This is a genomic window from Pseudomonas sp. B3G-3 (genome assembly GCF_028640915.1).
GTDB classification, from domain to species: domain Bacteria; phylum Pseudomonadota; class Gammaproteobacteria; order Pseudomonadales; family Pseudomonadaceae; genus Aquipseudomonas; species Aquipseudomonas chlororaphis_I.
In genome coordinates, this window is the sequence record NZ_JAQZAB010000062.1 from 21,916 (window position 1) to 48,570 (window position 26,655).

At 58.7% G+C, this 26,655-nt stretch carries 22 protein-coding genes and 3 tRNA genes; 24 read left to right on the top strand and 1 reads right to left on the bottom strand.

Annotated features, from left to right (window positions below; all coding sequences use genetic code 11):
• Window positions 1-208 precede the first annotated feature (208 nt).
• The 8 genes from grpE to PVZ80_RS03665 all read left to right on the top strand — a co-directional run bounded on the left by grpE (window position 209) and on the right by PVZ80_RS03665 (window position 10,687).
• A complete protein-coding gene (gene grpE, locus PVZ80_RS03630; protein ID WP_007920848.1) occupies window positions 209-775 on the top strand; it encodes a nucleotide exchange factor GrpE in 567 nt (188 codons plus the stop codon).
• A gap of 102 nt (window positions 776-877) precedes the next feature.
• A complete protein-coding gene (gene dnaK / locus PVZ80_RS03635) occupies window positions 878-2,794 on the top strand; it encodes a molecular chaperone DnaK (protein ID WP_009046925.1) in 1,917 nt (638 codons plus the stop codon).
• 324 nt (window positions 2,795-3,118) lie between these two features.
• Complete coding sequence (dnaJ, locus tag PVZ80_RS03640) at window positions 3,119-4,243, top strand: molecular chaperone DnaJ (RefSeq protein ID WP_009042118.1); 1,125 nt, start codon at window positions 3,119-3,121, stop codon at window positions 4,241-4,243.
• A 10-nt stretch (window positions 4,244-4,253) separates the two neighbouring features.
• The gene (dapB, locus tag PVZ80_RS03645; RefSeq protein ID WP_273863435.1) at window positions 4,254-5,060 is read left to right on the top strand and encodes a 4-hydroxy-tetrahydrodipicolinate reductase; all 807 of its coding nucleotides are present in this window, start codon (window positions 4,254-4,256) and stop codon (window positions 5,058-5,060) included.
• 258 nt (window positions 5,061-5,318) lie between these two features.
• Entirely contained in the window at window positions 5,319-6,455 is a 1,137-nt protein-coding gene (carA, locus tag PVZ80_RS03650; RefSeq protein ID WP_009046927.1) for a glutamine-hydrolyzing carbamoyl-phosphate synthase small subunit, read from the top strand.
• 104 nt (window positions 6,456-6,559) lie between these two features.
• Entirely contained in the window at window positions 6,560-9,781 is a 3,222-nt protein-coding gene (gene carB, locus PVZ80_RS03655; RefSeq protein ID WP_007920860.1) for a carbamoyl-phosphate synthase large subunit, read from the top strand.
• Window positions 9,778-10,254 (top strand): transcription elongation factor GreA, encoded by a 477-nt coding sequence (greA, locus tag PVZ80_RS03660; RefSeq protein ID WP_009042122.1) that lies wholly within the window; start codon window positions 9,778-9,780, stop codon window positions 10,252-10,254. The genes carB and greA overlap by 4 nt, the downstream gene beginning before the upstream one ends.
• A gap of 28 nt (window positions 10,255-10,282) precedes the next feature.
• Entirely contained in the window at window positions 10,283-10,687 is a 405-nt protein-coding gene (locus PVZ80_RS03665; protein WP_016701662.1) for a hypothetical protein, read from the top strand.
• A gap of 12 nt (window positions 10,688-10,699) precedes the next feature.
• Here the strand turns inward: PVZ80_RS03665 and PVZ80_RS03670 are convergent, their stop codons facing one another.
• Entirely contained in the window at window positions 10,700-11,008 is a 309-nt protein-coding gene (locus PVZ80_RS03670) for a YhbY family RNA-binding protein (RefSeq protein WP_007920867.1), read from the bottom strand.
• A 106-nt stretch (window positions 11,009-11,114) separates the two neighbouring features.
• Between PVZ80_RS03670 and rlmE the strand changes: the two genes are divergently transcribed.
• From rlmE to PVZ80_RS03750, 16 genes are all read left to right on the top strand, one after another.
• Entirely contained in the window at window positions 11,115-11,744 is a 630-nt protein-coding gene (rlmE, locus tag PVZ80_RS03675; RefSeq protein ID WP_007920869.1) for a 23S rRNA (uridine(2552)-2'-O)-methyltransferase RlmE, read from the top strand.
• A gap of 201 nt (window positions 11,745-11,945) precedes the next feature.
• Window positions 11,946-13,850 carry an ATP-dependent zinc metalloprotease FtsH gene (ftsH, locus tag PVZ80_RS03680; RefSeq protein ID WP_009046930.1) on the top strand — a complete coding sequence of 635 codons (1,905 nt, stop codon included), beginning with the start codon at window positions 11,946-11,948 and terminating at the stop codon, window positions 13,848-13,850.
• Between the two features lie 8 nt (window positions 13,851-13,858).
• Entirely contained in the window at window positions 13,859-14,710 is an 852-nt protein-coding gene (folP, locus tag PVZ80_RS03685) for a dihydropteroate synthase (RefSeq protein WP_009046931.1), read from the top strand.
• 16 nt (window positions 14,711-14,726) lie between these two features.
• Window positions 14,727-16,064 carry a phosphoglucosamine mutase gene (glmM, locus tag PVZ80_RS03690; RefSeq protein ID WP_273863436.1) on the top strand — a complete coding sequence of 446 codons (1,338 nt, stop codon included), beginning with the start codon at window positions 14,727-14,729 and terminating at the stop codon, window positions 16,062-16,064.
• A 66-nt stretch (window positions 16,065-16,130) separates the two neighbouring features.
• Complete coding sequence (gene tpiA, locus PVZ80_RS03695; RefSeq protein WP_016701663.1) at window positions 16,131-16,886, top strand: triose-phosphate isomerase; 756 nt, start codon at window positions 16,131-16,133, stop codon at window positions 16,884-16,886.
• Between the two features lie 4 nt (window positions 16,887-16,890).
• The gene (secG, locus tag PVZ80_RS03700; RefSeq protein ID WP_009042126.1) at window positions 16,891-17,274 is read left to right on the top strand and encodes a preprotein translocase subunit SecG; all 384 of its coding nucleotides are present in this window, start codon (window positions 16,891-16,893) and stop codon (window positions 17,272-17,274) included.
• Window positions 17,275-17,303: 29 nt separating this feature from the next.
• A tRNA-Leu gene (locus PVZ80_RS03705) sits at window positions 17,304-17,389 on the top strand.
• Between the two features lie 96 nt (window positions 17,390-17,485).
• Window positions 17,486-17,562, top strand: a tRNA-Met gene (locus PVZ80_RS03710).
• Between the two features lie 130 nt (window positions 17,563-17,692).
• Complete coding sequence (gene rimP, locus PVZ80_RS03715) at window positions 17,693-18,151, top strand: ribosome maturation factor RimP (protein ID WP_007920877.1); 459 nt, start codon at window positions 17,693-17,695, stop codon at window positions 18,149-18,151.
• 47 nt (window positions 18,152-18,198) lie between these two features.
• Window positions 18,199-19,680 carry a transcription termination factor NusA gene (gene nusA, locus PVZ80_RS03720; protein ID WP_009046934.1) on the top strand — a complete coding sequence of 494 codons (1,482 nt, stop codon included), beginning with the start codon at window positions 18,199-18,201 and terminating at the stop codon, window positions 19,678-19,680.
• Between the two features lie 26 nt (window positions 19,681-19,706).
• Window positions 19,707-22,220 carry a translation initiation factor IF-2 gene (gene infB, locus PVZ80_RS03725; protein ID WP_273863437.1) on the top strand — a complete coding sequence of 838 codons (2,514 nt, stop codon included), beginning with the start codon at window positions 19,707-19,709 and terminating at the stop codon, window positions 22,218-22,220.
• Window positions 22,221-22,379: 159 nt separating this feature from the next.
• Window positions 22,380-22,775, top strand: coding sequence for a 30S ribosome-binding factor RbfA (gene rbfA / locus PVZ80_RS03730; protein WP_009046936.1), 396 nt, complete (start codon window positions 22,380-22,382; stop codon window positions 22,773-22,775).
• Between the two features lie 3 nt (window positions 22,776-22,778).
• A complete protein-coding gene (truB, locus tag PVZ80_RS03735) occupies window positions 22,779-23,696 on the top strand; it encodes a tRNA pseudouridine(55) synthase TruB (protein ID WP_007920884.1) in 918 nt (305 codons plus the stop codon).
• A 141-nt stretch (window positions 23,697-23,837) separates the two neighbouring features.
• Complete coding sequence (rpsO, locus tag PVZ80_RS03740; RefSeq protein WP_009042128.1) at window positions 23,838-24,107, top strand: 30S ribosomal protein S15; 270 nt, start codon at window positions 23,838-23,840, stop codon at window positions 24,105-24,107.
• Between the two features lie 196 nt (window positions 24,108-24,303).
• The gene (pnp, locus tag PVZ80_RS03745; RefSeq protein ID WP_009046937.1) at window positions 24,304-26,409 is read left to right on the top strand and encodes a polyribonucleotide nucleotidyltransferase; all 2,106 of its coding nucleotides are present in this window, start codon (window positions 24,304-24,306) and stop codon (window positions 26,407-26,409) included.
• A gap of 137 nt (window positions 26,410-26,546) precedes the next feature.
• Window positions 26,547-26,622 (top strand) — tRNA-Thr (locus PVZ80_RS03750).
• Window positions 26,623-26,655 lie beyond the last annotated feature (33 nt).

A 26,655-nucleotide genomic window follows, 5' to 3' on the forward strand; every position in this document is an offset into this window, starting at 1 on the left:
TTGTTTTCGACTGACAATGCCCGGCCTTAGCTCGATTCGCTTGCTTGGCAGGTTTTTTTATCGCGTGTGGGAATGGTTGGGGAGAGGCGTTTTGCTTCGCGCGATGATTTTTGCCGAGGGCGCGGCCCTTGAACCTGAAAAATGCGACCCCATATACCGGGGCAGAAGCGTGAGTTGAGCTCACGGACGATATTGAAAGGAGAATTGTATGGCTGACGAACAGACGCTGGATACGCAAAATCTCGACGCCAATCAGGCCCCTGAGGCTTCGGGCGAAGATCTGGCGGCTCGTGTGCAAGTGCTCGAAGAGCAGTTGGCTGGCGCTCAGGATCAGGCATTGCGTGTTGCGGCCGATCTGCAGAACGTCCGCCGCCGTGCCGAGCAGGATGTAGAAAAAGCTCACAAATTCGCCCTCGAGCGTTTTGCTGGCGACCTGCTGCCGGTGATCGACAGCCTCGAGCGCGGTCTTGAGTTGTCCAGCCCGGACGACGAGAGCATTCGTCCGATGCGTGAAGGTATCGAACTGACCCTGAAGATGTTCCAGGACACCCTGAAGCGTTATCAGCTGGAAGCGATCGATCCGCATGGCGAACCGTTCAACGCTGAACAGCACCAGGCGATGGCCATGCAGGAAAGTGCCGACGTCGAACCGAACAGCGTTCTCAAGGTGTTCCAGAAGGGCTATCAGCTCAACGGTCGCCTGCTGCGCCCGGCCATGGTCGTGGTCAGCAAGGCACCCGCACCGGTTTCGCCTTCGATTGACGAGAAGGCTTGAAATCGCGCGCAGGGCCCCCATTTATAGGCCAAGCGTTTAAGTGCTACCGCAGTCGGCCACCACTGCTGCGGCAACAAAATCTAAAGTTTCGGGAGAGTTAACATGGGCAAAATTATCGGTATCGACCTGGGGACTACCAACTCCTGCGTCTCCATTCTTGAAAACGGCAACGTAAAAGTTATCGAAAACGCTGAAGGCGCGCGTACCACGCCGTCCATCATCGCTTACGCCAACGATGGCGAAATCCTGGTTGGCCAGTCGGCCAAGCGTCAGGCAGTGACCAACCCGCACAACACCCTGTACGCGGTGAAGCGTCTGATCGGTCGTCGTTTCGACGAAGAAGTCGTACAGAAAGACATCCAGATGGTCCCTTACAAGATCGTCAAGGCTGACAACAACGACGCCTGGGTTGAAGTGAACGGCCAGAAAATGGCTCCGCCACAGATCTCGGCTGAAATCCTCAAGAAAATGAAGAAGACCGCCGAAGACTACCTCGGCGAAGCTGTGACCGAAGCGGTGATCACCGTTCCGGCCTACTTCAACGACAGCCAGCGCCAGGCGACCAAAGACGCCGGCCGCATCGCGGGCCTGGACGTAAAACGCATCATCAACGAACCAACCGCGGCCGCTCTGGCTTACGGCATGGACAAGGCCAAGGGCGATCACACCGTGATCGTTTATGACCTGGGTGGCGGTACCTTCGACGTTTCCGTGATCGAAATCGCTGAAGTCGATGGCGAGCACCAGTTCGAAGTACTGGCAACCAACGGTGACACCTTCCTCGGTGGTGAAGACTTCGACATCCGTCTGATCGACTACCTCGTGGACGAGTTCAAGAAAGAAAGCGGCATGAACCTCAAGGGTGACCCGCTGGCCATGCAGCGCCTGAAAGAAGCCGCTGAAAAAGCCAAGATCGAGCTGTCCTCGAGCCAGCAGACCGACGTCAACCTGCCGTACATCACTGCAGACGCCACCGGTCCTAAGCACCTGAACGTGAAGATCTCCCGCGCCAAGCTGGAATCGCTGGTCGAAGACCTGGTTCAGCGCACCATTGAGCCTTGCCGCATCGCCATGAAAGACGCCGGTATCGACGTCAGCAAGATCAATGACGTGATCCTGGTCGGCGGCCAGACCCGTATGCCATTGGTTCAGAAGACCGTTACCGATTTCTTCGGTAAGGAAGCACGCAAGGACGTGAACCCGGACGAAGCTGTTGCCATGGGTGCTGCCATCCAGGGCGCGGTACTGGCCGGTGACGTGAAAGACGTACTGCTGCTGGACGTCAGCCCGCTGACTCTGGGTATCGAAACCATGGGTGGCGTGATGACCGCGCTGATCGAGAAAAACACCACGATTCCTACCAAGAAATCGCAAGTGTTCTCGACTGCCGACGATAACCAGGGCGCAGTGACCATTCACGTACTGCAGGGCGAGCGTAAGCAAGCCGCGCAGAACAAGTCCCTGGGCAAGTTCGACCTGGCCGAGATTCCACCGGCTCCACGTGGCGTGCCGCAAATCGAAGTGACCTTCGACATCGACGCCAACGGCATCCTGCACGTAGGTGCGAAAGACAAGGCGACCGGCAAGACCCAGTCGATCGTGATCAAGGCCAACTCCGGTCTGTCCGAGGAAGAAATTCAGCAGATGGTTCGTGATGCTGAAGTCAACGCCGAAGAAGACCGCAAGTTCGAAGAGCTGGCCAGCGCGCGTAACCAAGGCGATGCCCTGGTTCACTCGACTCGCAAGATGATCGCTGATGCGGGCGACAAAGTGACCGCTGAAGAGAAGACTGCGATCGAAGCTGCCGTGGTTGCCCTTGAAGCCGCTATCAAAGGCGACGACAAGGCTGCCATCGACGCCAAGGTCGAAGAACTGTCGAAAGTGTCGGCTCCGGTCGCTCAGAAGATGTACGCCGAGCAGGCTCAGCCGGCAGAAGGCGCAGCTTCGCAGGCTGAGTCGGCCGAGAAAGCCGATGACGTCGTCGACGCCGAGTTCGAAGAAGTAAAAGACCACAAGTAAGACTGCTTGTCGGTCGGCCGGTTGACTGCCTTTGTGCGGTGACTGGTAGGATGTCGCCGCGCGGGAGCTTGCTCCCGCGTTGGCGTGTCTGGAGCAAGCGAATTTTTTACGGCGTGCGGCTCTTTTCGCGCGCTGGCGGTACGGTCGGAAATGCTCCTGCTTTCCGTTCGGGATTACCGCAATTGTCGGCCAGTCTGTTGGTCGTCTATCCAAGACCAGGATCGTTGAATTGACGTGAGTTGGGTCCGGGCCTGTATTGGGGCTCAACGAGTTTGACGAGGCTCAGGAGAGTGTTGTCGAACGTCCTTAAGAGTGCGAAGACTTATGGCAAAGCGTGACTATTACGAAGTATTGGGTGTGGAGCGAGGCTCGAGCGAAGCCGACCTGAAAAAGGCTTACCGCCGCCTGGCGATGAAGCACCACCCGGACCGTAATCCCGGCGACAAAGCGTCGGAAGATATGTTCAAGGAGGCCAACGAGGCCTACGAAGTATTGTCTGACTCGAGCAAGCGCGCGGCTTATGACCAATATGGTCATGCCGGTGTCGATCCGAGTATGGGTGGCGGTGGCGCCGGTTTTGGTGGCCAGAACTTCTCCGACATCTTTGGCGATGTCTTCAGTGATTTCTTTGGTGGCGGTCGCGGCGGCTCCCGTGGCGGCGCTCAGCGTGGCAGTGACTTGCGCTACACCCTGGAGCTGAACCTGGAAGAGGCGGTGCGCGGTACCACCGTGAATATCCGCGTTCCGACGCTGGTCAACTGCAAGCCTTGCGATGGCTCGGGTGCCAAGAAAGGCTCTTCGCCGGTGACCTGTCCGACCTGTGGCGGTATCGGCCAGGTGCGCATGCAGCAGGGCTTCTTCTCGGTGCAGCAGACCTGCCCGCGTTGCCATGGCCAGGGCAAGATCATTTCCGACCCGTGCGACTCCTGCCACGGCGAAGGCCGCGTCGAAGAGTACAAGACGCTGTCGGTGAAGGTGCCGGCGGGTGTCGATACCGGCGACCGCATTCGTCTGTCCGGCGAAGGGGAGGCGGGTACCCAGGGCGGCCCTACGGGCGACCTGTATGTGGTGATCAATGTGCGTGAGCACGCGATCTTCCAGCGCGACGGCAAGCACCTGTTCTGTGAAGTGCCTATCAGCTTCGTTGACGCGGCGCTGGGCGGCGAGCTGGAGATCCCGACGCTGGATGGCCGAGTCAAGCTGAAGATCCCTGAGGGGACCCAGACTGGCAAGCAGTTCCGCGTGCGTGGCAAGGGCGTGGCTCCGGTTCGTGGCGGCGGCGCTGGCGACTTGATGTGTCGTGTCGCGGTAGAAACGCCGGTAAACCTGAGTCGTCGTCAGCGTGAGCTGCTCGAAGAGCTGCGTGGTTCCCTGGCGGACGATAATACCCACTCGCCAAAAACCACTGGCTGGTTCGAAGGCGTGAAGCGCTTCTTTGGCGACCTGTAAGGAGCGCGGCATGCGACGTATAGCTGTAATGGGCGCCGCAGGGCGCATGGGCAAGAACCTGGTGGAGGCTGTGCAGCAACGCTCGCCGCTCTCCGGGCTTACCGCAGCCATCGTACGGCCTGGCAGTTCGTTGGTCGGTGCCGATGCTGGTGAGCTGGCGTCGCTGGGGCGCATTGGTGTGCCGATGTCCGACAGCCTGGAAAAGGTCGCCGATGAATTCGATGTGTTGATCGATTTCACGCTTCCGGAAGTGATGCTGAAAAACCTGGCGTTCTGCCGTAAGGCGGGCAAGGCCATGGTGATCGGTACCACGGGGCTGGGCGCCAAGGAAAAGCAGATGCTGGCCGAGGCGGGCAAGGATATTCCGATCGTGTTCGCCGCCAACTTCAGCGTTGGCGTCAACCTCTCGCTGAAGTTGCTCGACATGGCGGCCCGCGTGCTGGGCGATGATGCGGACATCGAAATCATCGAGGCGCATCACCGGCACAAGATCGACGCGCCTTCAGGTACGGCCTTGCGCATGGGTGAGGTGATTGCCGATGCGCTGGGGCGTGACCTGCAGAAGGTCGCAGTGTATGGCCGTGAAGGTCATACCGGTGCGCGTGAGCGTGAAACCATTGGTTTCGCCACGGTTCGTGGTGGTGATGTGGTTGGCGATCACACCGTGTTGTTCGCCGCCGAGGGCGAGCGCCTGGAGATCACCCACAAGGCCACCAGTCGCATGACTTTCGCCAAGGGTGCGGTACGTGCTGCGTTGTGGCTGGACGGTCGTCCGGCGGGTCTTTATGACATGCAGGATGTGCTGGATCTGCGTTGAGATGCATCCAAAACAGGGCCAGGCTTCGCGCTTGAGCCCTGTTTTTACCCGCTAAGCGATGTTCTGTCGCATTCCTCTGCCTTTAAGGCTCTTTAGCGGTGGACCAAAAAAGCCTTTTTCTGTAAGCTACAGCTTTAGTGTGTCCACTAAAAGCGCGCAGAATAATTCGGTGAAGAAGCGGGGTGACGTGTCCATACGTCACTCCGCTTTTTTACAACCTGCGATCGCCCTTTCAGGCTTTATTTACGGGAGGTCTTCTTGACTAAGCCAGCCATACTCGCCCTTGCTGATGGCAGCATTTTTCGCGGCGAAGCCATTGGAGCCGACGGTCAAACCGTTGGTGAGGTGGTGTTTAACACCGCAATGACCGGCTATCAGGAAATCCTTACCGATCCTTCCTACGCCCAACAGATCGTTACCCTGACTTACCCGCATATCGGCAATACCGGCACCACGCCGGAAGACGCCGAGTCCGATCGTGTCTGGTCGGCCGGTCTGGTGATTCGCGACCTGCCTCTGGTTGCGAGCAACTGGCGTAACACCCTGTCCCTGTCCGACTACCTGAAAGCCAACAATGTCGTGGCAATCGCCGGTATCGACACCCGTCGCCTGACGCGCATCCTGCGCGAGAAAGGTGCGCAGAACGGCTGCATCATGGCCGGCGACAATATCTCCGACGAAGCGGCGATTGCCGCTGCACGCGGCTTCCCGGGCCTGAAAGGCATGGATCTGGCGAAGGTCGTCAGTACCAAGGAAAGCTACGAGTGGCGCTCCAGTGTCTGGAACCTGAAGACCGACAGTCATCCGACCATCGAAGCTTCCGAGCTGCCTTACCACGTGGTTGCCTACGACTACGGCGTCAAGCTGAACATCCTGCGCATGCTGGTCGAACGCGGTTGCCGCGTGACCGTGGTGCCTGCGCAAACCCCGGCCAGCGAAGCGCTGGCGCTCAAGCCTGACGGTGTGTTCCTGTCCAACGGCCCTGGCGACCCCGAGCCTTGCGATTACGCCATCCAGGCGATCAAGGACGTGCTGGAGACCGAGATTCCGGTCTTCGGTATCTGTCTGGGCCACCAACTGCTGGCACTGGCCGCCGGCGCCAAGACAGTGAAGATGGGCCACGGCCACCACGGCGCCAACCACCCGGTCCAGGACCTGGACAGCGGTGTGGTGATGATCACCAGCCAGAACCACGGTTTTGCGGTGGACGAAGCCACCCTGCCGGGCAACGTGCGGGCGATCCACAAGTCGCTGTTCGACGGCACCCTGCAAGGCATCGAGCTGACCGACAAGAGCGCATTCAGCTTCCAGGGCCACCCTGAAGCGAGCCCGGGCCCGAACGATGTGGCGCCGCTGTTCGATCGTTTCATCAACGAGATGGCCAAGCGACGCTGAGTGCTCGCCCCTGAAGGTGGCCCCGGCCTCGGCGGCCCCTTCAGCGCTTCAGAGATTTGATCAAGACGGCTTGCCGACTGACCTGCGGATTTGAGTGACAACCCATGCCAAAACGTACAGACATTAAAAGCATCCTGATTCTCGGCGCTGGCCCGATCGTGATCGGCCAGGCCTGCGAATTCGACTACTCCGGCGCCCAGGCCTGCAAGGCCCTGCGCGAAGAGGGTTACCGGGTCATCCTGGTGAACTCCAACCCGGCGACCATCATGACCGACCCGGCCATGGCCGACGCCACCTACATCGAGCCGATCAAGTGGCAGACCGTTGCCAAGATCATCGAGAAAGAGCGTCCGGACGCTCTGCTGCCGACCATGGGTGGCCAGACTGCGCTGAACTGCGCCCTGGACCTGGAGCGCGAAGGCGTTCTGGAGAAGTTCGGCGTGGAAATGATCGGCGCCAATGCCGACACCATCGACAAGGCTGAAGACCGTTCGCGCTTCGACACCGCGATGAAGGCGATCGGCCTGGAGTGCCCGCGCTCCGGTATCGCCCACAGCATGGACGAGGCCAATGCGGTTCTCGAAAAGCTGGGCTTCCCGTGCATCATCCGTCCGTCCTTCACCATGGGCGGCACCGGTGGCGGTATCGCCTACAACCGTGAAGAGTTCGAAGAGATCTGCGCCCGCGGCCTGGACCTGTCGCCGACCAAGGAACTGCTGATCGACGAATCGCTGATCGGCTGGAAAGAGTACGAGATGGAGGTGGTCCGCGATAAAAAGGACAACTGCATCATCGTTTGCTCGATCGAGAACTTCGACCCGATGGGCGTGCACACCGGTGACTCGATCACCGTGGCTCCAGCACAGACCCTGACCGACAAGGAATACCAGATCCTGCGTAACGCCTCCCTGGCGGTACTGCGCGAGATCGGCGTGGAAACCGGCGGCTCCAACGTCCAGTTCGGCATCTGCCCGAACACTGGCCGCATGGTGGTGATCGAGATGAACCCACGGGTATCCCGTTCTTCGGCCCTGGCTTCGAAAGCCACCGGCTTCCCGATTGCCAAGGTCGCGGCCAAGCTGGCTGTGGGTTACACCCTGGACGAACTGTCGAACGACATCACCGGCGGCAAGACCCCGGCGTCCTTCGAGCCGTCCATCGACTACGTCGTGACCAAGCTGCCACGCTTCGCCTTCGAGAAGTTCGCCAAGGCTGACGCTCGCCTGACCACTCAGATGAAGTCGGTGGGTGAAGTAATGGCCATTGGCCGGACCTTCCAGGAGTCCCTGCAGAAAGCACTGCGCGGCCTGGAAGTGGGTGTCTGCGGTCTGGATCCGAAGCTCGACCTGAGCAACCCGGAAAGCATGAACGTGCTCAAGCGCGAACTGACCGTGCCGGGCGCCGAGCGCATCTGGTACGTGGCTGACGCCTTCCGTGCCGGCATGACCGTCGAGCAGATCTTCGGCATGAACATGATCGACCCTTGGTTCCTGGTGCAGATCGAAGATCTGATCAAGGAAGAGGAGAAGGTCAAGACTCTGGGCCTGTCGGCCATCGACCGCGACCTGATGTTCCGCCTCAAGCGCAAAGGCTTCTCCGACCAGCGTCTGGCCAAGCTGCTGGGCGTGACCGAGAAGAACCTGCGTACCCACCGCCACAAGCTGGAAGTGTTCCCGGTCTACAAGCGCGTCGACACCTGCGCCGCCGAGTTCGCCACCGATACCGCCTACCTGTACTCGACCTATGAGGAAGAGTGCGAGGCAGCGCCTTCGGGGCGCGACAAGATCATGATCCTGGGCGGCGGTCCGAACCGCATTGGTCAGGGCATCGAGTTCGACTACTGCTGCGTGCACGCGGCACTGGCGCTGCGTGACGATGGTTATGAAACCATCATGGTCAACTGCAACCCGGAAACCGTTTCCACCGACTACGACACTTCCGATCGCCTGTACTTCGAGCCGGTGACCCTGGAAGACGTGCTGGAAATCGTCCGCGTCGAGAAGCCAAAAGGCGTGATCGTCCAGTACGGTGGCCAGACTCCGTTGAAGCTGGCGCGTGCCCTGGAAGCGGCCGGCGTGCCGATCATCGGTACCAGCCCTGACGCCATCGACCGTGCCGAAGACCGTGAGCGCTTCCAGCAGATGGTCGAGCGCCTGAACCTGCGTCAGCCACCAAACGCCACTGTGCGTAGCGAAGACGAAGCGATTCGTGCCGCGGCCAAGATCGGCTACCCGCTGGTGGTGCGTCCGTCCTATGTGCTGGGCGGCCGGGCGATGGAAATCGTTTACGAAGAAGAAGAGCTCAAGCGCTACCTGCGTGAAGCGGTACAAGTGTCTAACGACAGCCCGGTGCTGCTGGACCACTTCCTCAACTGCGCCATCGAGATGGATGTGGATGCGGTCTGCGACGGCAAGGATGTGGTGATCGGCGCGATCATGCAGCACATCGAGCAGGCTGGCGTGCACTCCGGTGACTCCGCTTGCTCGCTGCCGCCGTACTCGCTGCCGGCGCACATCCAGGACGAGATGCGTGAGCAGGTCAAGAAGATGGCGCTGGAGCTGGGTGTGGTTGGCCTGATGAACGTACAGCTGGCCCTGCAGGGCGAGCAGATCTACGTCATCGAGGTGAACCCGCGTGCTTCCCGTACCGTGCCGTTCGTTTCCAAGTGCATCGGTGTCTCCCTGGCAATGATCGCCGCGCGTGTCATGGCGGGTAAGACCCTGAAAGAGCTGGGCTTCACCAAGGAAATCATTCCTAACTTCTACAGCGTCAAGGAAGCGGTGTTCCCGTTCGCCAAGTTCCCGGGCGTCGACCCGATCCTCGGCCCAGAGATGAAGTCGACCGGTGAAGTGATGGGCGTCGGTGACACCTTCGGTGAAGCCTTTGCCAAGGCCCAGATGGGCGCCAGCGAAGTGCTGCCGACCGGCGGTACCGCGTTCATCAGCGTTCGCGACGACGACAAGCCGCTGGTTGCGGGCGTGGCTCGTGATCTGATCAACTTGGGCTTCGAAGTGGTCGCCACTGCCGGTACTGCCAAGCTGATCGAAGCGGCAGGCCTGAAGGTGCGCCGCGTGAACAAGGTGACCGAGGGTCGTCCGCACGTGGTCGACATGATCAAGAATGACGAAGTCACGCTGATCATCAACACCACCGAAGGTCGTCAGTCGATCGCCGACTCTTACTCCATTCGTCGTAACGCCTTGCAGCACAAGATCTACTGCACCACTACCATTGCTGCGGGCGAGGCCATCTGTGAAGCGCTCAAGTTCGGTCCGGAAAAGACCGTGCGCCGCTTGCAGGATCTACATGCAGGATTGAAGGCATGAATAAATACCCAATGACCGTCCAGGGCTCCAAGGCCCTGGAAGAAGAGTTGACGTTCCTCAGCAAGGTCGAGCGGCCACGCTTGAGCCAGGCCATCGGTGAGGCCCGTGAACTCGGTGACCTCAAGGAAAACGCTGAATACCATGCTGCCCGTGAGGAGCAGGGAATGGTTGAAGCGCGGATCCGTGACATTGAAGGCCGCCTGCAAAACTCGGTTGTCATCGATGTGACGAGCATTCCCCATACAGGCAAGGTGATTTTCGGCACTACCGTCGAAATCGCCAACGTCGAAACCGATGAAAGCGTCACTTACCAGATCGTTGGTGAGGATGAGGCTGATATCAAGCTCGGAAAGATCTCTGTAGGTTCGCCCATTGCCCGTGCCTTGATCGCCAAGGAAGAGGGTGATGTGGTTGCCGTTAAAACGCCTAGCGGCGTGATCGAGTACGAGATTGTCGAAGTCCGCCACATCTGAACGAGGGCGCCTGCTGAATGCAGGCGCCATGCTTTGGCAACTGACCCAGATGTTGTGGGTTGGTGGTGTGTGGTTATTGCATGTCGGCTTATTGCCGGTGCTGGGCCAGATTGGCCTGGCGCCGCTGCTGATCGAAGAGATCGGCAATGTGCTGAGTGCGCTGCTGGTTGGTTTTTCAGCGGTATGCATCGTTCTTCAGATGCTGGTATTGGTACGTGCTGAAGGGCTGGCGAGCCTGTGGCGGGATATGCGAGGGCAGTTGCTGTTGATGGCGCTATGTGCGTGCACGATGTATTTCGTGGTGCGCTTCGGGCTGTCGGATGTCGAGCGCTGGCAACTGTTCAGCTATCTTGTCTTGGGTTTTTCCGGCCTGGTGCTGGTATTGCAACCGGTGCCTGGATGGAGTGGCAGGGCGCGCGAAGCACGCCCTTGACCCCTGTCGACGTCAGTGGAAGCGATGGACGTTGGACAGTTGCTTGTTTACCTTGGCGTTCTTGCGATAAATCAACGCCATTTTGCCGATGACCTGCACCAGATCCGCTTTGCCGGCCTTGCACAGTTCTGCAATGGCTTCCAGGCGGGACTCGCGTTCGAGGATGTTGAGCTTGATCTTGATCAGCTCATGATCGCTCAAGGCGCGTTCAAGTTCGGCCAACACACCTTCGGTCAAACCGTTGTCAGCCACAGTCAATACTGGTTTCAGATGGTGGCCAATGGATTTGTACTGTTTCTTCTGCTCTTGAGTGAGCGGCATAATCTGACCCCTGCGTCTGATCTTGTAAAAAGCGGCGGCCAGTTTACCCGAGCGCGTCCGGGACCGCCCAGTTAATCACGACCCGTTTTATTTTTTGAGGTGGCCCGTGGCCCGTTCCAAAACAAGCCATAACTGGCTGAAAGAGCACTTCAACGACCCGTTCGTCAAAATGGCGCAAAAAGATGGGTACCGTTCGCGTGCCAGCTACAAATTGCTGGAAATCCAGGAAAAGGATCGTTTGATCCGGCCGGGCATGAGCGTAATCGACCTGGGCGCGGCGCCAGGAGGCTGGTCGCAGGTGACCAGTCGTCTGATCGGTGGACAGGGGAGGCTGATCGCTTCCGACATCCTGGAAATGGACAGCATCCCTGATGTCACCTTTATTCAGGGCGACTTCACCGAAGACGCAGTGTTGGCTCAAATCCTCGAGGCAGTCGGAAATTCCCAGGTGGACCTTGTGATTTCCGATATGGCCCCCAATATGAGTGGTACGCCTGCCGTAGATATGCCGCGGGCGATGTTTCTGTGCGAGTTGGCACTTGATTTGGCGGGGCGGGTTCTTCGTCCCGGTGGTGACTTCCTGATAAAGATTTTCCAGGGAGAAGGTTTCGACGAATACCACAAGAACGTTCGCAAGATGTTCGACAAGGTAGTGATGCGCAAACCGAGTTCTTCCCGTGATCGTTCTCGCGAGCAATATCTGCTGGGACGTGGCTTTCGCGGGCGTATCGAGTAAAGGTTGGTTTTGACCGGGTTGATAGTTTTTTCGTATTTCGCCCCGGAGGCTTAAGCGAATATTGTGTAATCTGGGTTTCACAAAGGGTTACAGACAGCGCCTGCCAGAGCTGTAGGTAATGTAGTAAGTTAGGTCGGTGAATATCATGCGAAGCGCGCGCCAGCAGCGGAGCTTGCTTCAGAGGGTAGTTAATTGAACGATATGGCAAAGAATCTGATCCTGTGGTTGATCATCGCGGCTGTCCTGGTGACGGTGATGAACAACTTCTCCAGTCCTAACGAGCCGCAGACCCTCAACTATTCCGACTTTATCCAGCAAGTTAAGGATGGCAAGGTCGAGCGCGTAGCCGTTGATGGTTATGTGATTACCGGCAAGCGCAACGATGGCGATAGCTTCAAGACCATTCGTCCTGCGATTCAGGACAACGGTCTGATCGGTGACCTGGTGGATAACCATGTGGTCGTCGAAGGCAAGCAGCCTGAGCAGCAAAGCATCTGGACCCAATTGCTGGTCGCCAGCTTCCCGATTCTGGTGATCATCGCCGTCTTCATGTTCTTCATGCGGCAGATGCAGGGCGGTGCCGGTGGCAAGGGCGGGCCGATGAGCTTTGGCAAGAGCAAGGCGCGCCTGTTGTCCGAAGACCAGGTGAAAACTACCCTGGCGGATGTCGCAGGTTGCGACGAGGCCAAGGAAGAAGTGGGCGAGTTGGTTGAATTCCTCCGCGATCCAGGCAAGTTCCAGCGTCTGGGTGGCCGTATTCCTCGTGGGGTGCTGATGGTTGGCCCGCCGGGTACCGGTAAGACCTTGCTGGCCAAGGCTATCGCCGGTGAAGCCAAGGTTCCGTTCTTCACCATTTCCGGTTCCGACTTCGTCGAAATGTTCGTTGGTGTAGGTGCCAGCCGCGTTCGCGATATGTTCGAGCAGGCCAAGAAACATGCTCCGTGCATCATCTTCATCGACGAAATCGATGCTGTCGGTCGCCATCGTGGTGCCGGCATGGGTGGTGGTCATGATGAGCGCGAGCAGACTCTCAACCAGTTGCTGGTCGAGATGGATGGCTTTGAAATGAACGACGGCATCATTGTCATTGCCGCCACCAACCGTCCTGATGTACTGGACCCGGCGTTGCTGCGCCCTGGTCGCTTCGACCGTCAGGTCGTGGTCGGTCTGCCGGATATTCGTGGTCGTGAGCAGATCCTGAAAGTTCACATGCGTAAAGTGCCAATGGGTGAGGATGTCGCCCCGGCGGTGATCGCTCGTGGTACACCTGGCTTCTCTGGTGCTGACCTGGCCAACCTGGTGAACGAGGCGTCGCTCTTCGCTGCCCGTAGCGGCAAGCGCATCGTCGAGATGAAAGAGTTCGAGCTGGCAAAAGACAAGATCATGATGGGCGCGGAGCGCAAGTCCATGGTCATGTCCGAGAAGGAAAAGCAGAACACTGCTTATCACGAAGCTGGCCATGCCATCGTCGGTCGCGTAGTGCCTGAGCACGATCCGGTCTACAAGGTTTCGATCATCCCGCGCGGTCGGGCTCTGGGCGTGACCATGTTCCTGCCGGAAGAGGATCGCTACAGCCTGTCCAAGCGAGCGCTGATCAGTCAGATCTGCTCGCTGTACGGCGGTCGTATCGCTGAAGAAATGACATTGGGCTTTGACGGTGTAACTACCGGTGCTTCCAACGACATCATGCGCGCCAGTCAGATTGCACGGAACATGGTGACCAAATGGGGGCTGTCCGAAAAGCTGGGCCCGTTGATGTACGCCGAAGAAGAGGGCGAGGTCTTTCTGGGGCGCAGTGCTGGCAGCCAGCATGCAAGCCTGTCTGCGGAAACCGCCAAGCTGATCGACTCCGAAGTTCGTAGCATCATCGACCAGTGCTATGGCACCGCTAAGCAGATCCTCACGGATAATCGCGACAAGCTGGATGCGATGGCCGATGCCTTGATGAAGTATGAAACCATCGATGCCGAGCAGATCGACGACATCATGGCTGGTCGTACCCCTCGCGAGCCTCGCGATTGGGAGGGTGGTTCGGGTACCACGCCTCCGGTGGTGCAGAATGAACGTCCAGAAACACCGATCGGCGGCCCGGCTGCTGACCACTAAGGTTTGAAATGACTTCTATGTCGTCCTCGACCCGGTTGCCTTGCGGCAACCGGGTTCTTGATTTGGCCCATACGCATGTCATGGGCATTCTGAATGTAACTCCCGATTCCTTTTCCGATGGTGGCCGCTTCAGCCAGCTGGATGCTGCCTTGCGCCATGCCGAGGGCATGATGCAGGCGGGCGCGACGCTCATCGATGTGGGGGGCGAGTCCACTCGTCCTGGTGCGCGGGCGGTATCGCCGCTTGAAGAGCTGGAGCGCGTAGCGCCTATCGTCGAGCGCATCCATCGTGAACTGGATGTCATTATTTCGGTCGATACCTCCACGCCTGCGGTCATGCGCGAAACTGCGCGCCTAGGGGCGGGGTTGATCAATGATGTCCGTTCGTTGCGACGGGATGGCGCGCTGGATGCGGCGGCGGCCACAGGCTTACCGGTTTGCCTCATGCATATGCTCGGTGAGCCAGGCGATATGCAGGACAATCCGCAGTATCGGGATGTAACCAAGGAAGTGGGTGAGTTCCTGGCTGAGCGTATGGCTCAGTGCGCTGCAGTGGGTATTGGGCCGGAACGGATCATTCTGGATCCAGGTTTTGGTTTCGCGAAGACCCTGCAGCACAACTTGAGCCTGTTCAAGCATATGGACGCCCTGCATGCCCTTGGTCGACCTCTGCTGGTCGGAGTTTCACGAAAGAGCATGATAGGTCAGGCATTGAACCGTCCTGTCGGAGAACGCCTGTATGGCGGGTTGGCTCTTGCCGCTCTGGCAATGTCTAAAGGCGCAAAGATCCTGCGGGTCCATGATGTGGCCGAGACGCTGGATGTCGTGCGGATGATTACAGCTGTGGAATCAGCCGAATAAGAATGATGGAGCACTTATGAGCAAGAAATACTTTGGCACCGACGGCATTCGCGGTCGTGTGGGTGTGTACCCTATTACCCCCGATTTCATGCTCAAACTGGGTTGGGCTGCAGGAATGGCCTTCCGCAGTATGGGTGCCTGTCGCGTGCTGGTGGGTAAGGACACGCGTATTTCCGGCTATATGTTTGAGTCCGCGCTTGAGGCGGGCCTGTCTGCTGCAGGGGCGGATGTAATGTTGTTGGGCCCGATGCCTACTCCTGCCATCGCCTATCTGACCCGTACTTTCCATGCCGAGGCAGGGATCGTGATCAGTGCGTCACATAATCCTCACGACGACAACGGCATCAAGTTCTTTTCGGGTGAAGGTACTAAGCTCCCGGATGAAGTCGAGTTGATGATTGAAGAGTTGTTGGACACGCCGATGGCTGTGGTGGAGTCGAGCAAGCTGGGCAAGGTCTCCCGCATCAATGACGCCTCGGGCCGTTATATCGAGTTTTGTAAGAGCAGCGTTCCATCCAGTACCAGCTTTGCTGGGCTGAAGATCGTGGTCGATTGTGCTCATGGCGCAACCTACAAGGTAGCGCCAAGCGTTTTCCGTGAATTGGGTGCCGAGGTGGTGGTGCTCTCTGCGCAGCCTAACGGCCTGAACATCAACGACAATTGCGGCTCCACTCATATGGAGCAATTGCAGGCTGCGGTATTGGCCGAGCACGCCGATCTGGGTATCGCCTTTGATGGTGATGGCGACCGGGTACTGATGGTCGACCATACAGGTGCCATCGTCGACGGCGACGAACTGTTGTTTATCATCGCTCGGGACCTGCACGCGCGTAACAAGCTGCAGGGTGGCGTGGTCGGTACCTTGATGAGCAATCTGGGTCTCGAGCTGGCCTTGGCTGACCTGGGGATCCCATTCGTGCGTGCCAACGTTGGTGACCGCTATGTCATTGCCGAGCTGCTTGAGCGCCAATGGCTGGTAGGTGGTGAAAACTCCGGCCATATCGTGTGCTTCCAACATACCACCACGGGCGATGCGATCATTGCCGCCCTACAGGTGTTGATGGCGCTGAAACGACGTGATGAAGGGCTGGCGCAGTCGCGTCAGGCGCTGCGCAAGTGCCCGCAGATTCTGGTCAATGTGCGCTTTGGTGGCGGAGCCAATCCCGTCGAGCATCCGGCTGTGAAAGAGGCCTGCGCGCGCGTCACTACCGCGATGGCTGGGCGTGGCCGGGTGTTGCTGCGCAAGTCGGGCACCGAGCCTTTGGTTCGCGTCATGGTTGAGGGCGACGATGAAGTCCAGGTCCGTGGCTATGCTGACGAACTGGCAAAACTGGTTGCGGAAGTTTCTGCCTGATTTCGGCTTGCCAGTGTTGATGCGGTTGGGTAACATCTGCGCCCACTTTGACCGACGAGGTACAGCATGCGTCGCCCTATGGTAGCTGGTAACTGGAAGATGCACGGTACCCGCGCCAGCGTCGCTGAGCTGATCAATGGCCTGCGTCATCTGGCCTTGCCTAGCGGTGTTGATGTCGCGGTATTCCCGCCTTGCTTGTATATCAATCAAGTGATTGATGGCTTGAAAGGCAAGTCGATTTCGGTCGGCGCGCAGAACTCTGCGGTGGAGCCCATGCAAGGTGCGCTGACAGGAGAAATTGCTCCGAGTCAGCTGGTGGATGCAGGTTGTTCCCTGGTGCTGGTTGGGCACTCCGAGCGTCGCCTGATGATGGGTGAGCGTGACGGTACGCTGAATCGCAAATTCGCAGCGGCACAGGCTTGTGGTTTGACACCGGTCTTGTGCGTAGGGGAGACCCTCGAGCAGCGCGAGGCCGGGAAGACTCTTGAGGTTGTCGGGCGTCAGCTGGGCAGCATCATCGAAGAGTTGGGTGTTGGTGCGTTTGCCAATGCCGTTATCGCTTACGAGCCGGTCTGGGCCATTGGTACCGGGCTGACTGCTTCGCCGCAACAGGCTCAGGATGTGCACGCAGCCATTCGGGCGCAGTTGGCGGCAGAGAATTCTGAAGTGGCACGAGGTGTGCGGCTTCTATACGGCGGCAGCGTGAAGGCGGCCAATGCGGTCGAACTGTTCGGCATGCCGGATATCGATGGGGGGCTCATTGGTGGAGCTTCCCTGAATGCAGATGAGTTCGGTGCGATCTGTCGCGCCGCGGGAAACTGAAAAAATGCTGGAAACAGTCGTAGTCGTTTTTCATCTGCTGGGTGCGCTGGGCGTAGTAGCTCTGGTATTGCTGCAGCAGGGTAAAGGTGCGGACGCTGGCGCGTCTTTCGGAGCAGGTGCTTCAAATACTGTGTTCGGAAGCCAAGGTTCCTCTACCTTTCTTAGTAAGTTTACTGCTATACTTGCCGCAGGTTTTTTCATAACCAGCTTGGGGTTAGGTTACTTTGCTAAAGAGAAAGCTCACGAGCTGACTCAAGTAGGTTTGCCAGATCCAGCGGTGCTTGAAGCGCCAAAGCAAAAACCGGCTTCTGATGATGTCCCGGTGCTCCAAGAGCAAAAGTCGGCAACCAATGCGACTGACGTACCTCCAGCTCAAGAGCAGAAGTAAGAAGAGTTTCACGCAGTAACGTAGTCTATGCCGAGGTGGTGGAATTGGTAGACACGCAACCTTGAGGTGGTTGTGCCCATAGGGTGTAGGGGTTCGAGTCCCCTTCTCGGTACCAATTATCAGGAGAGCCCGCTGTTGCGGGCTTTCTTGTAGGTGGAAGGTTACATTGACCCAAAAAGGGATCGGTCGTATACTTCCGCCCCAGCTTTGTCGCGGGGTGGAGCAGTCTGGTAGCTCGTCGGGCTCATAACCCGAAGGTCGTCGGTTCAAATCCGGCCCCCGCAACCAGTTTTAGCGGAGCCCCTTTTCAGGGGCTTTTTGTTAGCTGGACACTTTATAACGCCGCTATTCAACGGCGTTTCCGGGATGGGCGCTTCGCCCATTTTTTATTTGCACAAGCATGCACGAGGGGGTTCAGGTGTCGAGCAAGCTAGAACAGTTGCAGGCCTTGTTGGCCCCGGTGGTCGTGGCCCTTGGCTATGAATGCTGGGGTATCGAGTTTTCGGCTCAAGGTCGCCACTCACTGTTGCGCGTTTATATCGATAAAGAAGGCGGTGTGCTGGTGGACGACTGTGCCATCGTCAGCCGTCAGATCAGCGGCGTTCTGGATGTCGAAGATCCGATCTCCGTTGAATACACCCTTGAAGTTTCCTCTCCTGGCATGGAACGCCCGCTGTTCACCCTTGAACAGTTTGCCAAGTATGTCGGTGAACAAGTGAAGATCAAGCTGCGCTCGCCTTTTGAAGGTCGGCGTAATTTTCAGGGCCTTCTCCGCGGGGTGGAGGAGCAGGACGTCGTGGTGCAGGTGGAAGACCATGAGTTCCTGTTGCCGATCGACATGATCGACAAGGCCCACATAATTCCCAGTTTTGACTGAGACGCGGATCCCGCGGATCCAATGGCTTGCGAAAGGCGAGGCGTACGATGAGCAAAGAAGTACTGCTGGTTGTTGAGTCGGTATCCAATGAAAAGGGTGTACCGGCAAGCGTAATTTTTGAAGCGCTGGAGCTGGCTCTGGCCACTGCTACCAAAAAGCGTTTCGAGGACGAAGTCGATCTGCGTGTGGAAATCAATCGCCACACCGGTGCTTACGAGACTTTCCGTCGCTGGACGGTAGTCGAGGAAGCCGATCTGGACGATCCGGCCGTGGAAACCTGGCCGAGCAAGGTCCAGGAAACCCATCCGGGCGCCAAGGTCGGTGATGTCGTCGAAGAAAAGATCGAATCGATCGAGTTCGGCCGCATTGCTGCGCAGACCGCCAAACAGGTCATCGTGCAGAAAGTCCGCGAAGCCGAGCGCGCTCAAGTCGTTGACGCTTATCGCGAGCGCCTGGGTGAAATCATCTCCGGCACCGTGAAAAAAGTGACCCGCGACAACGTGATCGTCGACCTGGGTAACAACGCCGAAGCGCTGTTGGCCCGTGAAGACATCATCTCCCGCGAGACTTTCCGGGTTGGCGTGCGTCTTCGCGCGCTGCTCAAGGAAATCCGCACCGAGAACCGCGGCCCGCAGCTGATCCTGTCGCGTACCGCGCCGGAAATGTTGATCGAGCTGTTCCGTATCGAAGTGCCGGAAATCGCCGAAGGCCTGATCGAAGTCATGGCCGCTTCCCGTGATCCGGGTTCGCGCGCCAAGATCGCGGTCCGTTCCAAAGACAAGCGCATTGACCCTCAGGGTGCGTGCATTGGTATGCGCGGTTCGCGCGTCCAGGCCGTTTCCGGTGAGTTGGGCGGTGAGCGTGTGGATATCGTCCTGTGGGACGACAACCCGGCGCAGTTCGTGATCAACGCCATGTCGCCGGCCGAAGTCGCGGCAATTATCGTCGACGAAGATGCCCATGCCATGGACATCGCCGTTGGCGCAGACAATCTGGCTCAGGCCATCGGTCGCGGTGGTCAGAACGTGCGTCTGGCTAGCCAGTTGACTGGCTGGACCCTGAACGTGATGACCGAATCGGACATCCAGGCTAAGCAGCAAGCTGAAACCGGCGACATCCTGCGCAACTTCATCGAAGAGTTGGAAGTCGATGAAGAGCTGGCACAGGTGCTGGTTGATGAAGGCTTCACCAGCCTGGAAGAGATTGCCTACGTACCGTTGGAAGAAATGCTCAACATCGACGGCTTTGACGAAGACATCGTCAACGAGCTTCGCGCTCGTGCCAAGGATCGCTTGTTGACTAAAGCCATCGCTACTGAGGAAAAGCTGGCAGACGCCCATCCGGCCGAAGACCTGCTCTCGCTTGAGGGTATGGACAAGGATTTGGCGATGGAACTGGCGGTGCGCGGCGTAATTACCCGCGAAGACCTGGCCGAGCAGTCTATTGACGACCTGCTCGACATCGACGGCATTGACGATGATCGTGCCGGCAAGTTGATCATGGCCGCCCGAGCCCATTGGTTCGAGTAATAGGCGCGGCCTGAGGAGAGAAGTGCATGACGCAAGTCACGGTGAAACAACTGGCCGATGAGGTCAAAACACCGGTAGAGCGCCTGTTGCAGCAGATGCGTGAGGCAGGTCTGCCGCACACCGCCGCCGAGGAACATGTGACCGACAGTGAGAAGCAATCGTTGCTGACTCACTTGAAGAGCAGCCACAAGGTGAAAGTGGAAGAACCGCGCAAGATCACTTTGCAGCGTAAAACCACCAGCACCCTGCGTGTTGCCGGCAGCAAAAGTATCAGCGTTGAAGTACGCAAGAAGAAAGTCTTCGTACAACGCAGCCCGGAAGAAATTGAAGCCGAGCGCCAGCGTGAACTGGAAGAACGTCGCGCAGTAGAAAATGCTGCACGTCAGAAGGCTGAAGAAGAAGCCAAGCGTCGCGCCGAAGAAGAAGCGCGTCGCCAGCCTGCTGCTGCGCAACCTGCTGCCGTTGAAGCGGTCGCTGCACCTGCAGTGGTTGCCGAGCCGATTGTTGAAGACGTCCCTGTTGTCGCTCCAGCGCCGGTCGCTGAAGTACGCAAGAAGGACGAGCAGCGTCGTCCGGACAAGAGCCGTAACGACGACAACCGTCGTGGTGGCGATGGCGAGCGTAAAAACGCTCCGCATCGTGCTTCCGTCAAGGAAAAGGCTCCGGCTCCACGCGTTGCCCCACGTACTACCGACGAAGAAAGCGATGGCTTCCGTCGTGGTGGTCGCGGCAAGGCCAAGCTGAAGAAGCGTAACGCTCACGGCTTCCAGAGCCCGACTGGCCCTGTCATTCGTGAAGTGAAGATCGGCGAAACCATCACTGTTGGCGATCTCGCCCAGCAGATGTCGGTCAAGGCTGCCGAAATCATCAAGTTCATGTTCAAGCTGGGCACCCCGGCCACCATCAACCAGGTACTGGACCAGGAAACTGCCCAGCTGGTTGCTGAAGAGCTGGGCCACAAAGTGACCCTGATCAGCGACACCGCCCTGGAAGATTCCCTGGCCGAGTCCCTGAAGTTCGAAGGTGAAGCGGTTCCTCGTGCGCCGGTAGTGACCGTAATGGGTCACGTTGACCACGGTAAGACCTCGCTGCTCGATTACATCCGTCGTGCCAAGGTCGCAGCTGGCGAAGCCGGCGGCATCACCCAGCACATCGGTGCGTACCACGTTGAAACCGAACGCGGCATGGTCACCTTCCTCGACACCCCGGGTCACGCCGCGTTTACCGCCATGCGTGCTCGTGGTGCCAAGGCGACCGACATCGTGATCCTGGTGGTTGCAGCGGACGACGGCGTGATGCCGCAGACCGTTGAAGCCGTTCAGCACGCCCAGGCGGCTGGCGTACCTCTGGTAGTCGCGGTGAACAAGATCGACAAGCCGGGTGCCGACCTCGATCGCATCCGTAGCGAACTGTCGGTTCACGGCGTGACTTCCGAAGACTGGGGTGGCGACACTCCATTCGTTCCGGTTTCCGCGAAGATGGGTACCGGCGTCGACGAATTGCTCGAAGCCGTACTGCTGCAGGCCGAAGTGCTCGAACTGACCGCCACGCCTTCGGCTCCTGGCCGTGGTGTCGTGGTTGAATCGCGTCTCGACAAGGGCCGTGGCCCGGTGGCGACCGTACTGGTTCAGGACGGTACCCTGCGTCAAGGCGACATGGTGCTGGTCGGCTCGAACTATGGCCGCGTGCGCGCCATGCTCGACGAGAACGGCAAACCGATCAAGGAAGCAGGTCCGGCCATTCCGGTCGAGATCCTCGGCCTGGACGGTACCCCGGACGCTGGAGACGAGATGAGCGTGGTTGCCGACGAGAAGAAAGCCCGTGAAGTGGCTCTGTTCCGTCAAGGCAAGTTCCGCGAAGTCAAACTGGCTCGCGCTCACGCCGGCAAGCTGGAAAACATCTTCGAAAGCATGGGCCAGGAAGAGAAGAAGACGCTCAACATCGTCCTCAAATCCGACGTCCGTGGTTCGCTGGAAGCTCTGCAAGGCGCTCTGAACGGCCTGGGCAACGACGAAGTGCAAGTGCGCGTAGTCGGCGGCGGCGTCGGTGGTATCACCGAAAGCGACGCCAACCTGGCCCTGGCTTCCAACGCTGTACTGTTCGGCTTCAACGTGCGTGCCGATGCCGGCGCTCGCAAGATCGTCGAGCAGGAAGGTCTGGATATGCGTTACTACAACGTGATCTACGACATCATCGAAGACGTCAAGAAAGCCCTGACCGGTATGTTGGGCAGCGACGTTCGGGAGAACATCCTGGGTGTTGCCGAGGTTCGTGACGTATTCCGTTCGCCGAAGTTTGGCGCGATCGCCGGTTGCATGGTGATCGAGGGTGTCGTTCACCGTAACCGTCCAATCCGTGTACTGCGTGAAGACATCGTTATCTTCGAAGGCGAGCTGGAATCCCTGCGCCGCTTCAAGGACGACGCTTCCGAAGTACGTGCCGGCATGGAATGCGGTATCGGCGTGAAGAGCTACAACGACGTCAAAGTCGGCGACAAGATCGAAGTCTTCGAGAAGGTTCAGGTTGCTCGCAGCCTCTAACTCGCGCACTTCAAGAGCCATGATGGCCAGTCGCATGCAAATGCACGGCGCATCGTCCGGACTCTAAACGCAACGCCCGGTCTGGCTTCTGTCAGGCCGGGCGTTTGCCGCTTTCAGACCTTGCGGGTTTCACCGCCAGGCAGCAACAGGTAACAAGACATGGCAAAAGAATACAGCCGTACCCAACGTATCGGCGACCAGATGCAGCGTGAGCTCGCTCAGCTGATCCGTCGTGAAGTCAAAGATCCGCGCGTCGGCCTGGTCACCATCACCGCCGTTGAAGTCAGCCGTGACGTCGGTCACGCCAAGATCTTCATCACCGTGATGGGCCAGGACAACGCTGACGATATCGCCCAGAGCATCAAGGTGCTCAACTCGGCCGCCGGCTTCCTGCGCATGCAGCTGGCTCGCGAAATGAAGTTGCGCAGCGTTCCACAGCTGCACTTCCACTACGACGAAAGCGTCGTACGGGGCGCGCATCTGTCGGCCCTGATCGAGCGCGCCGTGGCCGAAGACAGCCAGCACGCCGCTGAACCCGAAGACGCCAAGGAGTAAGCGGTGGCTCAGGTCAAGCGTATCCGTCGTAACGTCAGCGGTATCATCCTGCTCGACAAGCCGCTGGGGTTCACCTCCAACGCGGCGCTGCAGAAAGTCCGCTGGTTGCTCAATGCCGAAAAGGCCGGGCACACCGGCAGCCTCGATCCCCTGGCCACCGGCGTGTTGCCGTTGTGCTTTGGCGAGGCGACCAAGTTCTCGCAATACCTGCTCGATTCCGACAAGGGGTACGAAACCCTCATGCAGTTGGGCAAGACCACCACCACGGCCGATGCCGAGGGTGAAGTCCTGCAGACTCGCGAAGTGACCGTTGGTCGCGCCGATATTGAAGCGGTGTTGCCGGAATTTCGCGGGCAAATCAGCCAGATACCACCGATGTACTCGGCCCTCAAGCGTGATGGCCAGCCACTTTACAAGCTGGCCCGTGCAGGCGAAGTGGTGGAGCGCGAGGCGCGTTCTGTTACTATTGCGCGCTTGGAATTGCTGGCCTTTGAAGGCGATACTGCGCGGCTAGCGGTGGACTGCAGCAAAGGCACCTATATCCGGACCCTGGTGGAGGATATCGGTGAGAAGCTGGGTTGCGGTGCTTACGTCGCGGAACTGCGTCGCACCCAGGCCGGTCCTTTCAGTCTGGCCCAGACCGTCACGCTGGAAGAGCTTGAGGCGGTACATGCCGAAGGCGGCAACGAAGCAGTGGATCGCTTCCTGATGCCATCGGACAGCGGCCTGTTGGATTGGCCACTGCTGCAGTTCTCCGAGCACAGCGCGTTCTACTGGCTCAACGGCCAGCCGGTACGCGCTCCCGATGCGCCGAAGTTCGGCATGGTGCGGGTACAGGATCACAACGGTCGCTTTATCGGTATCGGTGAAGTGAGCGAAGACGGGCGCATCGCGCCGCGTCGACTGATTCGGTCGGAATGACCGGAAACCAGCCTGTGTAACAGCAGGCTGGAGAGGGTGGCTGTTAACAGGCACGGTCACAGCTCATTTATAGATACAGGGATTTGTCCCTGGCCTGTTGGTGGCGTTCCTTGGAACGTTGCCTTTTGAGAGGAAAGCCAAATGGCACTCAGCGTTGAAGAAAAAGCTCAAATCGTAACCGACTACCAGCAAGCTGTTGGTGACACTGGTTCGCCAGAAGTGCAAGTTGCACTGCTGACCGCCAACATCAACAAACTGCAAGGTCACTTCAAGGCCAACGGTAAAGACCACCACTCCCGTCGTGGTCTGATCCGCATGGTTAACCAGCGTCGTAAGCTGCTGGACTACCTGAAAGGCAAAGACCTGAGCCGCTACAGCGCTCTGATCGGTCGCCTGGGTCTGCGTCGCTAATCAGCGATTGCGCTAGAGGTTGGTTGTTTGCCGTGCGTCAGTGGGTTTCCCGCAGGCGCATGGCAGGCTCCCAGCCTCAAGTTTTATCTGGACAGTAGTTTTACCTGGACAATAAAGGCCGGGCCGATTCCCGGGATTGCCCAAGAATTTCGCAAGAAACCAGTTCCCCCAAGAGCCACAAAGAAGGTAGGACACCGTGAACCCGGTAATCAAAAAATTCCAGTTCGGTCAGTCGACCGTTACCCTCGAGACTGGCCGTATCGCCCGTCAGGCCTCCGGCGCAGTATTGGTCACCGTTGACGACGACGTCAGCGTATTGGTGACCGTGGTTGGCGCCAAGCAAGCCGATCCAGGCAAGGGTTTCTTCCCTCTGTCTGTTCACTACCAGGAAAAGACTTACGCTGCCGGTAAGATCCCTGGCGGTTTCTTCAAGCGTGAAGGCCGTCCTTCCGAGAAAGAGACCCTGACCTCGCGTCTGATCGACCGTCCGATCCGCCCTCTGTTCCCAGAAGGCTTCATGAACGAAGTGCAGGTTGTCTGCACCGTGGTTTCCACCAGCAAGAAGACCGATCCGGACATCGCTGCGATGATCGGTACCTCGGCTGCGCTGGCCATCTCCGGCATTCCTTTCGACGGTCCGATCGGCGCTGCCCGCGTTGCGTTCCACGAAAGCACCGGCTACCTGCTGAACCCGACTTACGAGCAGCTTCAGGCATCTAGTCTGGACATGGTCGTAGCCGGTACCGAAGAAGCGGTACTGATGGTTGAATCGGAAGCCAAAGAGCTGACCGAAGACCAGATGCTGGGCGCCGTACTGTTCGCCCACGACGAATTCCAGGCTGTTATCCAGGCCGTCAAAGAGCTGGCTGCCGAAGCCGCCAAGCCAACCTGGGACTGGGCTCCTGCTCCAGAAGCCACCGACCTGCTGGGCGCTATCCGCGCCGAGTTCGGCGAAGCGATCTCCCAGGCCTACACCATCACCGTCAAGGCCGACCGTTATGCTCGCCTGGGCGAGTTGAAAGATCAGGTCGTCGCCAAGCTGTCCGGCGAAGAAGGCCAGCCTTCCGCTGCCGACGTCAAAGCCGCTTTCGGTGAAATCGAATACCGCACCGTTCGCGAAAACATCGTCAACGGCAAGCCACGTATCGACGGTCGCGACACCCGCACCGTACGTCCGCTGAACATCGAAGTCGGCGTTCTGCCGAAGACCCACGGTTCGGCGCTGTTCACCCGTGGCGAGACTCAGGCCCTGGTCGTCGCGACCCTGGGTACCGCCCGTGACGCACAGCTGCTGGACACCCTGGAAGGCGAGAAAAAAGACCCCTTCATGCTGCACTACAACTTCCCTCCGTTCTCGGTGGGCGAGTGTGGTCGCATGGGTGGCGCTGGTCGTCGTGAAATCGGTCACGGCCGTCTGGCCCGTCGTTCGGTTCAGGCCATGCTGCCAGCCGCCGACGTGTTCCCTTACACCATCCGCGTAGTATCGGAAATCACCGAGTCCAACGGTTCCAGCTCCATGGCTTCCGTTTGCGGTGCTTCCCTGGCGTTGATGGACGCTGGTGTGCCGATGAAGGCGCCGGTTGCCGGTATCGCCATGGGCCTGGTTAAAGAAGGCGAGAAATTCGCCGTTCTGACCGACATCCTGGGTGACGAAGACCACCTGGGCGACATGGACTTCAAGGTAGCCGGTACCGCCAAAGGCGTCACCGCGCTGCAGATGGACATCAAGATCAAAGGCATCACCGAAGAAATCATGGAGATCGCCCTGGGCCAGGCCCTGGAAGCTCGCCTGAACATCCTCGGCCAGATGAACCAGATCATTGGCCAGTCGCGTACCGAGCTGTCGGCCAACGCTCCGACCATGATCGCGATGAAGATCGACACCGACAAAATCCGTGATGTCATCGGTAAAGGCGGCGCGACCATCCGTGCGATCTGCGAAGAGACCAAGGCTTCGATCGACATCGAAGACGACGGCTCGATCAAGATCTTCGGCGAAACCAAGGAAGCCGCAGAAGCCGCGCGTCAGCGCGTTCTGGGCATCACCGCGGAAGCCGAGATCGGCAAGATCTACGTTGGTAAGGTTGAGCGCATCGTCGACTTCGGCGCATTCGTCAACATCCTGCCTGGCAAAGACGGTCTGGTTCACATCTCCATGCTGAGCGATGCTCGCGTCGAGAAAGTGACCGACATCCTGAAAGAAGGTCAGGAAGTGGAAGTACTGGTACTGGACGTGGACAACCGCGGCCGTATCAAGCTGTCCATCAAAGACGTAGCAGCAGCCAAGGCTTCGGGCGTTTAAGGCTCCCGTCGTTGTAAGCTGAACAAGCAAACGCCCCGACTGGTTCGGGGCGTTTTGCTATCTGCCGTTTGTACCTTGCTCCCTGCCGGGCAGGCGATATGGCAAAACCCCGGCCTCGGTGCTAGGTTTAGCCCAGCGCCCGTGTAGCTCAGCCGGTAGAGCAGCGCACTCGTAACGCGAAGGTCGCAGGTTCGATTCCTGTCTCGGGCACCAATTGGCAAGCTCAAGTCGTACAAACAACAAAGC